This window comes from Sphingomonas fucosidasi, from assembly GCF_036663855.1.
GTDB classification, from domain to species: Bacteria; Pseudomonadota; Alphaproteobacteria; order Sphingomonadales; family Sphingomonadaceae; genus Sphingomonas; species Sphingomonas faeni_B.
In genome coordinates this window covers 210,590-223,299 of sequence record NZ_JAXOJR010000006.1, presented here as the reverse complement: position 1 = coordinate 223,299, position 12,710 = coordinate 210,590, and the positions used below count along the sequence as shown (strand labels likewise).

At 66.7% G+C, this 12,710-nt stretch carries 15 protein-coding genes and 1 tRNA gene; 8 read left to right on the top strand and 8 right to left on the bottom strand.

The genetic code is table 11. The features are described 5' to 3' along the window. Position 1 precedes the first annotated feature (1 nt). From U1737_RS12690 to argH, 5 genes are read right to left on the bottom strand one after another with little or no spacing between them, the layout of a single operon-like run. Positions 2-955: a CorA family divalent cation transporter gene (locus U1737_RS12690; protein WP_248523827.1), complete on the bottom strand. Its 954-nt coding sequence runs from the start codon at positions 953-955 to the stop codon at positions 2-4. Between the two features lie 13 nt (positions 956-968). Next, positions 969-1,769, bottom strand: a complete 801-nt coding sequence (locus tag U1737_RS12685; RefSeq protein WP_248523826.1) for a precorrin-2 dehydrogenase/sirohydrochlorin ferrochelatase family protein — start codon at positions 1,767-1,769, stop codon at positions 969-971. Further along, positions 1,754-3,016, bottom strand: coding sequence for a diaminopimelate decarboxylase (gene lysA / locus U1737_RS12680; RefSeq protein ID WP_332797013.1), 1,263 nt, complete (start codon positions 3,014-3,016; stop codon positions 1,754-1,756). The genes U1737_RS12685 and lysA overlap by 16 nt, the downstream gene beginning before the upstream one ends. An 11-nt stretch (positions 3,017-3,027) precedes the next feature. Continuing rightward, complete coding sequence (locus tag U1737_RS12675; protein WP_332797012.1) at positions 3,028-3,282, bottom strand: hypothetical protein; 255 nt, start codon at positions 3,280-3,282, stop codon at positions 3,028-3,030. Next, positions 3,279-4,646, bottom strand: a complete 1,368-nt coding sequence (gene argH, locus U1737_RS12670) for an argininosuccinate lyase (RefSeq protein ID WP_443027127.1) — start codon at positions 4,644-4,646, stop codon at positions 3,279-3,281. The genes U1737_RS12675 and argH overlap by 4 nt, the downstream gene beginning before the upstream one ends. 16 nt (positions 4,647-4,662) lie before the next feature. Between argH and U1737_RS12665 the strand changes: the two genes are divergently transcribed. From U1737_RS12665 to U1737_RS12645, 5 genes are all read left to right on the top strand, one after another. Beyond that, a complete protein-coding gene (locus tag U1737_RS12665) occupies positions 4,663-5,292 on the top strand; it encodes a TlpA family protein disulfide reductase (protein ID WP_332797010.1) in 630 nt (209 codons plus the stop codon). A 187-nt stretch (positions 5,293-5,479) separates the two neighbouring features. Further along, positions 5,480-6,100, top strand: coding sequence for a helix-turn-helix domain-containing protein (locus tag U1737_RS12660; RefSeq protein ID WP_332797009.1), 621 nt, complete (start codon positions 5,480-5,482; stop codon positions 6,098-6,100). 34 nt (positions 6,101-6,134) lie between these two features. Further along, on the top strand, positions 6,135-6,482 hold the full coding sequence (locus tag U1737_RS12655; protein ID WP_332797008.1) for a hypothetical protein: 348 nt from the start codon (positions 6,135-6,137) through the stop codon (positions 6,480-6,482). A 21-nt stretch (positions 6,483-6,503) separates the two neighbouring features. Then, the gene (locus tag U1737_RS12650; protein WP_332797007.1) at positions 6,504-6,974 is read left to right on the top strand and encodes a hypothetical protein; all 471 of its coding nucleotides are present in this window, start codon (positions 6,504-6,506) and stop codon (positions 6,972-6,974) included. 60 nt (positions 6,975-7,034) lie between these two features. Beyond that, a complete protein-coding gene (locus U1737_RS12645; protein ID WP_332797006.1) occupies positions 7,035-7,505 on the top strand; it encodes a hypothetical protein in 471 nt (156 codons plus the stop codon). A gap of 7 nt (positions 7,506-7,512) precedes the next feature. On the opposite strand, the gene U1737_RS12640 is transcribed toward U1737_RS12645, so the two are convergent. Further along, positions 7,513-7,586: transfer RNA gene (locus U1737_RS12640), tRNA-Gln, on the bottom strand. A gap of 185 nt (positions 7,587-7,771) precedes the next feature. On the opposite strand from U1737_RS12640, the gene U1737_RS12635 reads away from it, so the two are divergent. Continuing rightward, the gene (locus U1737_RS12635; protein ID WP_432715088.1) at positions 7,772-8,815 is read left to right on the top strand and encodes a Ppx/GppA phosphatase family protein; all 1,044 of its coding nucleotides are present in this window, start codon (positions 7,772-7,774) and stop codon (positions 8,813-8,815) included. Next, positions 8,812-9,483 (top strand): RlmE family RNA methyltransferase, encoded by a 672-nt coding sequence (locus U1737_RS12630; protein ID WP_056487962.1) that lies wholly within the window; start codon positions 8,812-8,814, stop codon positions 9,481-9,483. The genes U1737_RS12635 and U1737_RS12630 overlap by 4 nt, the downstream gene beginning before the upstream one ends. 549 nt (positions 9,484-10,032) lie before the next feature. Here the strand turns inward: U1737_RS12630 and rpoZ are convergent. Beyond that, positions 10,033-10,377, bottom strand: a complete 345-nt coding sequence (gene rpoZ, locus U1737_RS12625; protein WP_055882033.1) for a DNA-directed RNA polymerase subunit omega — start codon at positions 10,375-10,377, stop codon at positions 10,033-10,035. A 129-nt stretch (positions 10,378-10,506) separates the two neighbouring features. Here rpoZ and U1737_RS12620 point away from each other — a divergent pair, with 129 nt between their 5' ends. After that, the gene (locus U1737_RS12620) at positions 10,507-11,667 is read left to right on the top strand and encodes a phospholipase D-like domain-containing protein (RefSeq protein WP_332797098.1); all 1,161 of its coding nucleotides are present in this window, start codon (positions 10,507-10,509) and stop codon (positions 11,665-11,667) included. Between the two features lie 320 nt (positions 11,668-11,987). Here U1737_RS12620 and U1737_RS12615 read toward each other — a convergent pair whose 3' ends face one another. Next, positions 11,988-12,602 carry a class I SAM-dependent methyltransferase gene (locus U1737_RS12615; RefSeq protein ID WP_248523810.1) on the bottom strand — a complete coding sequence of 205 codons (615 nt, stop codon included), beginning with the start codon at positions 12,600-12,602 and terminating at the stop codon, positions 11,988-11,990. Positions 12,603-12,710 lie beyond the last annotated feature (108 nt).

The window sequence follows — 12,710 nt, the reverse complement described above, 5'->3', positions numbered from 1 at the left end:
TTTACCGCCGGAACCAATGGCGCCCGGCAAAGTACAGCACGACGCCCGCCGCGATCACCGCACAGGCGCCGGCGATCGCATCGAACGCCCAGGGCTCATCGGCATAAGGCAGCCCCTTCACGTTCATGCCGTATAGCCCGGTGAGAAACGTCAGCGGCAGGAACACCAGCGCCGCCACCGAGATGATCAGCGAGCGGTTGTCGATCTGTTCGGCGCGCAGGTCGGTCAGCGTCTCGTGGATCAGCGCGGCGCGTTCGCGGATCGATTCGAGTTCCTCCGCCATCCGCGCGGCCCGGTCCGCCGCCGCGGCCAGATGCAGCCGGTCGTCATCCGCCAGCCAGTCGCCGGGTAGCGCCGCCAGCTTCTCCAGCGCCGCCCGTTGTGGGCTCAGGAAACGCTTGTAGCCGATCGCCGCCACCCGCACCCTGCTGACCGCGCGGCGCAGTTCGAACACGCGGTTGGCGTCGAGCTGTTCCTCGCAATCGTCGAGCTGGTCGCCAAGCGACGCGACGTCGGGGTCGAGATCGGCGGTGATCGCGGTCGCGAACGCGGCGATCAGGTCCCCCGGATCGCGCACCTCGCCGCGTTCGACCATCTTTTCGACCTCGGCGACCGCGATCAACGGCTTCCGCGTGACCGAGAATACCCAGCCCTTCACCGCCCAGATCCGCACCGAGGCGAGCATGTCGGAGGTGTCGAGTTCCTCGTGCGAACGACCGCGGAGGTTGACGAATGCACCGTCGCCGACCGCTTCGCAGCGCGGCCGCGTCTCGGTCGCGGTCAGCGCGTCGACGACGTAATCGAGCAGCTTGGCCTCGTCGCGAAGCCACGTCTGCGCGTGCTCGGCGGTGGTCGACAGATGCACCCAGATAAGGTCCGCGGTGCAGCCGAGCGCTTCCTTCACGTCAATCCGCGCGGCCTTGCCGTCGGTGACGCGAAAGCCGAACCCGCTCACCGCACCATCTCGTTCACAGGGCCATCTCGACATCGACCGACAGGCCGGTGCCGGGATCGTTTGGCATCGGCTCGCACAGCCGCGCGGCATCGGCGCGCGCGCGGTCGAGGATCGCCGCAGGCACGTCGGGGCGATGATAGACGCGGTCGGCACTGGCCAGCGCCCGCGCCTGGCGCAACGTCAGGTCCTCGGGATCGTCGGAGAGTAGGACGAGCGTAATGGCGACGTCGCGCCTTGCCGCGGGCACGTCCGTCGGGGCCAGCCACGCGTCGACATCATGCGTCGGCGACAGCGGGTCTAACATGCCCCCCGCCCCCATCGCCGTCGCCAGCGCACGGCGGCGCTCGCCCATGTCGGGCCAGCGCTTCCGCAACGCGCCACGCGCCGCCTGCAACGCCAGCGCGAGCTTGCCCAGATCGGCGGGCACCAGTGCCTCCAGCCGCTGCCGCAACGCCGCCGCCAGCCCCGCCGACACGCCGCTCGTCCCGATCGCGATCAGCACCGGCGCGCGGTCGACGATCGCCGGCAGCGTGAAGTCGCACAGCGCCGAACGATCGACCGCATTGACGAGGATCCCCCGCGCCTTCAGCCGCGCGACCGCCGCCAGTGCCTCGTCCTCGTCGTCGATCGCGACGATCGCCAATGACGCTGCGGCATCCTCGCCGACCACGTCCGCGCCCGCACGATCGAGCAATCGCCGCTTCGCATCCGCCGCCTCGCCCTCGCCGAGCAGGATCACCGGTCGCCCCGCCAGCCTGACGAACAGCGGCAGGCTCTGTAGCGGAAGCGGTGCGGGGGTCACCGCTTGAGCCATTCCGGCACGCGCTCGGCCGCCAGGATCGTCTCCGGGTGGATCCGATCAGCGACCACCGCAAACCGGTCGCCATCGACCAGCACCTCGGGCACCAGCGCGCGACTGTTATAGGTCGAGGCCATCGTCGCACCGTAGGCGCCCGCGGTGCGGAACACGCCGAGATCGCCCGACTTCACGACATCGATGTCGCGGCCAATCGCGAAGGTATCGCCCGTCTCGCACACCGGCCCGGCGATGTTGGCGGTCATCCGCTCGCCGGTCGGCTCGACCGCGACGAAATCATGATACGCATCGTACATCGCGACGCGCGCGAGGTCGTTCATCGCCGCATCGACGATCACATACGGGTTCACGACCCCCGGCTTCACCCAGATCACCTCGGTCAGCAGCACGCCGGCATTGCCCGCGATCACGCGACCGGGCTCGAACATCAGTTCGACGTCCCAATCGGCAGTCGCGCGCGCGACCATCGCGCCGTAGTCGGCGGGGCTCGGCAGCACATCGCCGGGCTTGTAGGGCACGCCGAGACCCCCACCGAGATCGACGCGGCTGATCCTATGCCCGGCGGCGCGCAGTTCCGCGACGAGTTCGCCGATCCGCGCATAGGCAGCCTCGAGCGGCGCGAGGTCGGCGAGCTGGCTGCCGATGTGGATCGCGACGCCGCGCAGGTCGAGCCCGTCATGCTTCGACAGCCGATCGAACATCGCGACCGCCTGGTCGATCGCCACGCCGAACTTGTTCTCCTTGCGCCCGGTCGAGATCTTCGCATGCGTACCGGCGTCGACGTCCGGGTTGACGCGCAGCACCGCCGGCGCGCGTTGACCGCGGGCGTGGGCGAGCGCAGCGAGGACCTCGCCCTCTTCCTCCAGCTCGAGATTGAACTGGCCGATCCCGGCGTCGAGCGCCTGGGCCAGTTCGCGCCGCGTCTTGCCGACGCCCGAGAACACGATGTCCGACGCCGGGATCCCCGCCGCCAGCGCGCGCTGCATTTCGCCGGCCGAGACGACGTCGGCGCCGTATCCTTCGTCGGCCAGCACGCGCAGCACCGCGACGTTGGGGTTCGCCTTGATCGCATAGGCCAGATGCACGCGCCCCGCAGGCTTCAGGGCATCGCGGAACACCTGCGCATGGCGGCGGAACGTGGCGGTCGAATAGACGTAGACGGGCGTGCCGACGGCCTCGGCGATCGCCGGCAGGGCGACGTCCTCGGCATGCATCACACCGTTGCGATAGTCGAAATGGTTCATGGATCAGGTCTTCAATTTGGCGGCGGCAGGTCGAACTCGTCGCTGCGTCGCTCGTCGGATTTGGTCAGCAGCTCGTCGCTGCGCTGCGGGCGTTGCTGCGTGGTGGGCGTGAGCAGCTCCGCGGCGGTCGGCTGGGTCTTCGCGCCATAGGGCGCGACCGGGAGCGTCTTGCCCTCCGCCGGGACGAGCCCGTCCGCTGCGCCGCAACCCGACAGGGGCCCCGACAGAGCCAGCGCCAATCCCACGATGCCAAAAAGCCGTTTCATGCCGTATCCCCCCGAGCTGCACGGATCGCAGCGCGCACATTGTCGGGCGCAGTGCCGCCGAAGCTGGTCCGGCTGGCGACCGACGCGTCGACCGACAGCACGCCGTACACGCGTTCGTCGATCCGCGCATCGATTGCCTTCAAGTCCTCGATCGGCAACGCATCGAGCGCCACCTTGCGCTCTTCCGCCAGCTTGACGCAGCGCCCGGTGACATGATGCGCCTCGCGGAACGGCAGCCCCGCCTCGCGCACCAGCCAGTCGGCGAGATCGGTCGCGGTCGCAAAGCCGCTCTCGGCCAGCCCGCGCATCCGATCGGTGCGGAACGTCGCGCTCTCGACCATCCCGGTCATCGCCGCGATCGACAGCGCGAGCAGGTCGTGCGCCTCGAACACCGGCGGCTTGTCGTCCTGCATGTCCTTCGAATAGGCGAGCGGCAGGCCCTTCATCGTCACCATCAGTGCGGTCATGCAGCCGAGGATGCGCCCCGCATGGCCGCGCACCAGCTCGGCCGCATCGGGATTGCGCTTCTGCGGCATGATCGAGCTGCCGGTCGACCATTGATCGCTCAGCGCGACGAAGCCGAACGGCTGCGACGCCCACAGCACGAACTCCTCGGCGAGCCGCGACAAATGCAGCGAAGTCTGCGTCGCGGCGGTGAGATATTCGATCGCGAAGTCGCGGTCGCTGACGCCATCGAGCGAATTGGTCATCGGCCCGTCGAACCCGAGCGCCTCGGCGGTCATCGCGCGGTCGATCGGGAAACCCGTCCCAGCCAGCGCGGCCGACCCCAGCGGCGATCGGTTCATCCTTGCGCGGGCATCGGCGAACCGCCCGACGTCGCGTGAGATCATCGCGTGATACGCCATCAGGTGATGGCCTAGCGTCACCGGCTGCGCGGACTGGAGATGCGTGAAACCGGGCATGACGCTCGCCGCATGCTCCTCGGCGCGGGTGAGCAACGCGGCCTGGAATCCCGCAAGCGCCGCCAGCGCCTGGTCGATCGCATCGCGCACCCACAGCCGGAAATCGGTCGCGACCTGATCGTTACGCGAGCGCGCGGTATGCAGCCGCCCGGCGACCGGCCCGATCGCCTCGGCCAGCCGCGCCTCGGTCTGCATATGGATGTCTTCGAGGACCAGATCCTCTTCGACGCCGTGCTCGGCATAATGCGCCGCGACCGTGTCGAGGCCTGCCGCGATCGTCGCCGCATCCTCCGCCAAGACGATGCCCTGTTTGCCGAGCATCGCGACATGCGCCTTCGAGCCGGCAATATCCTGCTGCCAGAGGCGCTTGTCGAAGGGAATGGAGGCGTTTATCTCGCGCATGACCGCTGCCGGCCCCTCGGCGAACCGCCCACCCCACATCGAATTGGAACCGTCCATGTTCTCGCGTCCTGTGTTCAATTCGCTGCCGATCGCCTGTCTTGCCGGGACGGGCCTGCTGGTCGCCGGCTGCGATAGGAAATCGCCCGCGCCGGAGCAAGCAAACGTCGTCGCGGCGAACACGGCGTCCGCCGACGAGGTCGCGCCCGGCCCCGCGCCCGACGAAGCGACCGGCCCCGCCGCCAGCACCGAAAAGCTCGACCGCAGCCACAAGGGCGAGACCGGCCCGGCGGTCGCCTTCACCGCCCCCGCCGGCAAGCCGGTCACGCTCGCCTCGTTCAAGGGCAAGCCGTTGCTGCTCAACCTGTGGGCCACTTGGTGCGCGCCGTGCGTGGCGGAGATGCCGACGCTCGACGCCGCGGCCAAGTCGCTGGCCGGCAAGGTCCAGGTGATCGCGGTCAGCCAGGACATGCAGGGCGCGGAAAAAGTGACGCCGTTCTTCGCCGAGAAGAAGTTCACGACGCTGCAGCCGTATCTAGATCCGAAGCTCGGCCTCAGCCTCGCCTATCAGGCGAACCTGCCCACCACGATCCTCTACGATTCGGCGGGCAAGGAAGTCTGGCGGATGACCGGCGGCTATGAATGGAACACGCCCGCCGCGGCCAAGCTGATCGCGGAGGCGTCTTAATCCCTCCGTACGACAGGGCAGTGTGCCGACTCGCCTTGGTGACGAGCCAAAGGTTGATGGCGAGCCGGCACCCCCGTCCTAACGCACGAATGACGAAAAAATGTGTAAACCGGGCAGAGACTGATCCAAATACGACGAGCCGAGCTTCAGCGCGCGTACCGGCTTGGCGTGCCGTCATAGGGGGGGGGTGAGCCAACAGCCAGTTGCTTCCACGGCCGTCAGCCCCTTAGGAAAATGCTCGATCTACCGTGGAACCTACCCGGCGAAAGGGGATGAGATGACCGAACCCCGTATCGCCCGGCTATCCAATCGCCACCGCGATGTGCTCCGCGGTGTCGCAGCACTCCGCAAGACCAAGCAGATCGCCGCCGATCTCGGTATCGCGCCGGGCACCGTCGACGGGTATATTGCCGAAGCGGTTCGTATTCTGGGCGCCGTCGACCGCGGCGACGCCGCGCGCATGTTCGCGAAGCACGAATGCATCGATGACCGGCCGATCGGCGACCCCGGATATTCCGGGGGGCAATCTTCATGGGTGTCCGCGCCGGCCTCTCCCGTGACAGAACTCGAACAGCCGGTGATCGACCCGGAGGTATCTTGCGATGCCGGCACAATCAGGCCGGCGACTTTTTCGAGACTACTTCCGATCCGTCGTGCAGGGCAGCGCAGCAACGACCTTCCCGTCGTAGCGAGGCTGCTTTGGATACCGGCTATCGCAGTGATCCTCGCAATCGGCTTCGGCATGCTTGCAAGCGGTCTTACGGTGCTCGCCGAGTTGATCGAACGGCTGGGGCGCTTGTCAGGTTAACCGATCGGGAAGGCCGCATTAGGCGGAGAATCGCATGGACCCACAGCTCACGCGGACCGGCAAGGACATCGGCGTCCTGCTGAATAGGCTCGAAGCCCAATTGGCCGAAGCCTTTGCGATCTGCTCGCACCTCGCGGTCGCAACGACGACGTTCGGCGGCAGCGCCGGCGTAACCCCTCGGATCGCGCAACCCGTCGTCCACGAACTCGGTGCCACAATGGCCGCGATCGCCCAGGCACAAGGCCACGTGATCGCCGCCCATCGCGGTGCCGAAAGGATCGGCAAATTCGTCGGTTTCGGCGATGGTCTGCCCAAACCCGATCAGGCCTTCTTCGCCGGCGCGGAAGACAATCATCTCTCGATCGTTGCCGCGGCAGCCTGAAGACCGGGCGGATCGGGCGCGATGATCCACATTCTGGTCTATTATGCCGTTGCGCTGGCGACATGCTGGTTCGCGTTTCGTCATGGCGGGTTGCCGGAAAGGATCGTCGCTGCGGCATTCCTGCTCGCGGCGATCGTCTCAAGCATGGTGGCATTTTCGGTCCGGCCGGCGTTCCGCTCGGTCGACGGCGCGCTGCTGTCGGTCGATGTCGTCCTGCTGGGTGGGTTGATCGCCGTCGCGATGTTCGCGAACCGGTTCTGGCCGATCTGGATCAGCGCGCTGCATCTCCTCGCAATCGCGGTGCACGGCGTGAGGGCGTATGATCCGACACTGGTACCGTGGATGTACGCGGCGGCGATCAGCAAGATCGCCTATCCGATGCTCGCCGTGTTGATTGTCGGCACCGAACGCCATCGACGACGGCGGTCGTCACAGGGTTGCGACCCGGACTGGTCGCCAAGCGTGTCGAGTGTCGCGAAATCGCCGCGCTGAGCCCGCCACGAGTCCCGGCAACATTCACCGATACTGATTACAAGACATGGAGCGACGCCGATGAGCGACCCCCTTCGGCTGCGTTACCCAGCGCAGCACCCATCACCTGATCCCGTACCCACAGAAGGCGCGCCGGCGCCCATACCGTCCGGTACCTCCACCCGTGCCGCAAGCACCATGCCTGGTGTCGATCCGTCCACGCCGACCGAACTCGACCGTGCCCGCGCCCTGATGCATCAGCAACAGGCGCGATCCGCCGCCTTCGCACCAGTGCGTGCGCTGTTCCACGATCCGGCCTGGGACATATTGCTCGGCTTGTTCATCGCCTATGAAGAAGGCAAGCCGCTGACGATCGACACGGTACGGGCGACTACCGGGCTATCCGAAGTCGCGGTCCGACGTTGGCTGCTCACGCTCGAGCATCGCGGGCTGATTACCTGCTGGCCACAGACCGCAACGCTATCCGAACGCTCCCTCGGCTTAACCGACGACGCCCTGACCAGGATGCTGCAATTTCTGCAGAAAATTTAGGGAGCGCTGGATGCCCCGTGAGGATTCGAACCTCAATAGGCGGTATCAGAAACCGCAGTCTTACCATTAGACGACGGGGCATCAGCGAGGGCGCGATCTAGGCGGGCGGTTTGGCGCTGTCAACGCCAAGATGTTGCCGATGTGCCACGTCGCTTGCGTAATCGCGCCGCCGCGCTACATTCGTGATCAAGCACCGGGCGGGTATTTTCCCGCGGCGGCAGACATAGATAGCGAGTTTTACGGCGATGGGGGATGTTTCCGCCCGAATGCCGTTCCGGCAGGGTGGTCCTGCCCGTCCGGCGATGACCCGGCCCTCTCGTGGGCGGTGGGCCGATGCGCAGGCGTTTGCCGCGCTCGATCTTGGCACCAACAATTGCAGATTGCTGATCGCGCGGCCCCAGGCTGGCGGGTTCGCGGTGATCGACGCGTTCTCGCGAATCGTGCGGCTGGGCGAGGGCCTGGCGTCGACCGGCAAGCTGAGCGACGCGGCGATCGAGCGGACGATCGCCGCTCTACGCGTGTGTTCGGACAAGTTGCAGCGGCGTAACGTCACGCTGGCGCGATCGGTCGCGACGGAGGCGTGTCGGCAGGCGTCGAACGGGCCGGACTTCATCGCGCGCGCATTGGCCGAGACGGGGATCCACCTCGACATCATTTCTGCCGAGGAAGAGGCGCGGTTGGCGGTGCTCGGCTGCCATGCGCTGATCGAGCCGGGGGAGGATCCCGCGCTCGTATTCGATATCGGCGGCGGATCGACCGAGCTGGTGCTGATCGATACCTCGACGCCTGTTCCGACCGTGCTCGACTGGCATTCGGCGCCGTGGGGCGTGGTGTCGCTGACCGAGCATGCCGGCGGTGGCGAGGGCGAAGACGGTCGCCGTGCCGCGTATGCGAAGATGCGGCAGGTCGTGGCGGACAGTTTCGCTGGGTTTGCGAGCCGCCTGCCGCGGCATATCGAGCGGCCGCGGTTGCTTGGCACCAGCGGCACGGTGACGACGCTCGGCAGCGTGCATCTCGGGCTGAGCCATTACGACCGGTCGGTGGTCGACGGGCTGATCGTACCCGCGTCGGCGATGCGGCGGATCAGCGCCGACCTTTCCCATATGTCGATCACGGAGCGCGCCAAGCTGCCGTGCATCGGCAACGAGCGCGCCGACCTGGTGGTCGCGGGCTGTGCGATTTTGGAGACGATCATGGATTTGTGGCCCGCCGAACGGCTCGGCATCGCCGACCGCGGTATTCGCGAAGGCATACTGCGCGGCTTGATGGGCTCGCCCAAGCCCGGCAAAGCCACGGGAGCGACGGCATGAGCCGCGGCGGCTCCGGCGGGCATGTCCGCGTGCTCACCGCGCGCAAGCGGACCGCGCAGTCGACGCGCTGGCTAGAGCGGCAGCTGAACGATCCGTATGTGAAGCGTGCCAAGGCCGACGGCTATCGCAGTCGCGCGGCGTACAAGCTGATCGAGCTGGACGAGCGGTTCGAGCTGATCCGGGGATCGAAGCGCGTGGTCGATCTCGGTCTCGCGCCGGGCGGCTGGGCGCAGGTGATCCGACGGCGGATCCCCAAGGCGACGGTCGTGGGCATCGACCTGCTCCCGGTCGATCCGATCGAAGGCGTGACGATCTTCGAAATGGATTTCCTCGACGACGCAGCCCCTGGCAAGCTGATCGAGGCGCTGGGCGGCGCACCGGATCTGGTGCTGTCGGACATGGCGGCGAACACCGTCGGGCATCCGCAGACCGATGCCTTGCGGACGATGGCGCTGGTCGAAACCGCGCTGCATTTTGCATGCGAGGTGCTGGAGCCGGGTGGGACCTTCGTGTCGAAGGTGTTCGCGGGCGGTGCGGATTCCGAGCTGGTCGCGGAGATGAAGCGGAACTTCAAGACGGTGAAGCATGCCAAGCCACCGGCGAGCCGCAAGGGGTCGGTCGAGTGGTTCGTGGTGGCACAGGGGTTTAAGGGTCGGTCAGCGGATTAGCGTGGCTAATCCGCGTCGCGGACCGACGCCGGCCAGCGTTGCGCAGCAACGACTGACGACACGGCTTCGCCGTGGCGCCCTGCCTTAGGGTAGTCCGAGGCGCAGCAGCAGATTACGAATAAGCTTGTTTCCCCGCGAAGGCGGGGATCCAGACTGGGCTCCCGCCTTCGCGGGAGAACAATGGGGTGGGCAGTTAGCCCGTCTGAAACTTGGCTCGTAACTCGCGTCATCGTCATCCTCGCGCAGGCGGGGATCCATATGCTCAGGCGTCTACGATCCTACGAGAGCCTAGCCAATATGGGTTCCCGCCTCTCCGGGAATGACGAACGGACCAGACCATCCCACGCGTGCCCTCATCCTTCCCACGGCAAGCGCCGCGGGCCCCTTCCCTCTCCCCTTCAGGGAGAGGGTATAGAAAAAGCCCGCGGACTTGGGTCCACGGGCTCTCTCTGTTTCGCGCGCCACGGCAAAGCCGCGTCGTCGGTCGGGCGATGCCCGCCGGCCGAGGGTGCGGCCAAGACGTGGATTAGCGAGTGCTAATCCACTGCCTTACCCTTCGTAATCCGCCCCAAGATTCTGGTTCCGCGGCGGCGCAGCAGCGGTAAGACGCAACGCTTCGGCCGAAGCTGCCAGGCTGCCAACGGCGTCGACCTCGTCGTCGTCGTCGACGCGAACCTTCTGCAAGCCCTGGATGACCTGTTCCTTGAGATGCGCTGGCTTGACGTTCTCGTCGGCGATCTCGCGCAGCGCGACGACCGGGTTCTTGTCGCGGTCGCGGTCGAGCGTCAGTTCGGCGCCGCCCGAGATCTGGCGCGCACGCTGGGCCGCGAACAACACCAGGTCGAACCGGTTGGGGATCTTGTCGACACAATCCTCGACGGTAACGCGCGCCATGCGGCTTCCTTCGTAACAACGATAGAATGAGAATGCGTCGCCTAGGGGGGGTAGCCCGCAAAGTCAAGAATTGCGCGGATCAGCGTCCCTGGGTTGCCACTCGAGCCCCCCATGTCCATCACGCACGCCATGGACGATCCCACCGAACAGCCGACATTCGCCGTCGACGGCAACCAGATGACGCTGCTCGATACCGGCCCGCGCCGCCTCGACGCGGTGCTCGCGCTGATCGACGGCGCCGAGCGCACCCTGCGCATACTCTATTACATCTACGCCGACGACGAGTCGGGCAAGCGCGTCAACGCCGCGCTCATCGCCGCCGCCAAGCGCGGGGTCGACGTCGCGCTGATCGTCGACGGCTTCGGCAGCGACGATGCCCCCGACGCGTTTTTCGAACCGCTGGAAACCGTCGGCATCTCCGTCTGCCGGTTCTCTGCACGGTTCGGCCGCCGCTATTTGCTGCGCAACCACCAGAAGCTCGCGCTCGCCGACGAAGCGCGGATTATCATCGGCGGCTTCAACATCGAGGACGATTATTTCGGCACCGCCGCCGAACAGGCCTGGCGCGACCTCGGTCTGCTGGTCGAGGGGCCGGCGGCAGGCCGGCTGGCCGGGTATTTCGACGCCTTGAAGGACTGGATCCACGAGCCCAAGGGCAAGCTGCGCCGGCTGAATGCCGCGCTGTCGCGCTGGAGCGAGACCAAGGGCACAACACGGTGGCTGATCGGCGGACCGACGCGGAAGCTGTCGCCCTGGGCGCGCGCGGTACGCGACGACATGCGTGCCGGACGACGGATCGACATCATTGCCGGCTATTTCACGCCCAGCCCCGCGCTGCTGCGGCGGCTCGACAAGGCCGGGCGTCGGCAGGCGGACGTGCGGATCGTCACGGCCAGCAAATCGGACAACAACGCGACGATCGCCGCCGCGCGGTTCACCTATGCGGGGCTGTTGCGGAAGGGCGTGCGGGTGTTCGAATACCAGCCGACCAAGCTGCACACGAAGCTGTATGTGATCGACGACGCGGTCCATGTCGGCTCGGCGAATTTCGACATGCGCAGCCTGTTCATCAACCTCGAGTTGATGCTGCGGATCGAGGATGCGGCGTTCGCCGCGCATGTCCGGGGGTATATCGACGGCGAAGTGGCGAAATCGACCGAGGTGACCAAGGCGCTGTACCAGGCGAACACCGGCTGGGTGCAGCGGTTGAAGCAGCTCGGTGCGTATTTCGTGGTCGCGGTGGTGGACCCGAGCTTGTCGCGTGGACTGAACTTCGGGATCGACGAATAGGCCGCGCCTGATCGACCTGCTCAAACGCCGACCGCCTGATCAATCGTCACGCCCGCCCACAACCCGTCACCCCAGCGAAAGCTGGGGTATCCCCGTTGAAGCGGGCATGGGCTCGAACCGAGATACCCCAGCTTTCGCTGGGGTGACGAAGCTTGGGGGGTGAGGTGTCGGGGTCGGGATGAGCAGTGGATTCTGGGTGCATTCGCGACGCACTCGGCGCCGACGGCAAAGCTGCCGTCGGACGGGTTCGGCTTAGCCGACCCGCCGGCCGGGCCTGACGCTGCACTGCGCGCAACGGCGCGGACGTTGCCGCGCCTGCGTCAGTCCTTCCACGCCCAATACAACTGCGCCGGGGGCACGTTCCACCACTCCATGTCGTGGTCGATCGAGTCGAAGTGCGGCGTCAGGAAGTCCTTCACCTTGGGCGAGAACTGATAGACCAGGAACGCGCCGCCGGTGCGCAGAACCGAGTGCGTCGCGGTCGCGATCGCCGGGCCTACACCGGGGGGCAGTGTCGAAAACGGCAGCCCGGACAGCACATAATCCGCCTTCTCGAAGCCGTGATCGGCGACGATCGTCTCGACCTCGTCCGCCGACCCCAGCACCGCGAAAAAGCGCGGGTCGGTGATCGTGTGGCGCAGATACTGGATGAACTCGGGGTTCGTATCGATCACCACCAGCTTGGCGTCGGGTGCCATCCGGTCGAGGATCGGGCGGCAGAAGGTGCCGACGCCCGGGCCGTATTCGACGAACAGCTTGCAGTTTGCCCAGTCGACCGGGTCGAGCATTTTCCGAATCAGCTTGTCCGACGACGGCACGATCGATCCGACCATGACCGGATGTTTCAGGAAGCCTGAAAAAAACATCTGCCACGGGGACGGCACGCCGGCGGGGCGACTGCGTGCACGCCGGGTGGCGGTGGTCGAACTGGGCATCGTGTTCCTTACGATCAGGGGTCCCGCACGGTGGCGGAGCTTTGCCCCTCCCGTCGCACGAATTCCGAACGCGTTTCAAGGGCCGCGGGTTGCATGCGGCGACGAACC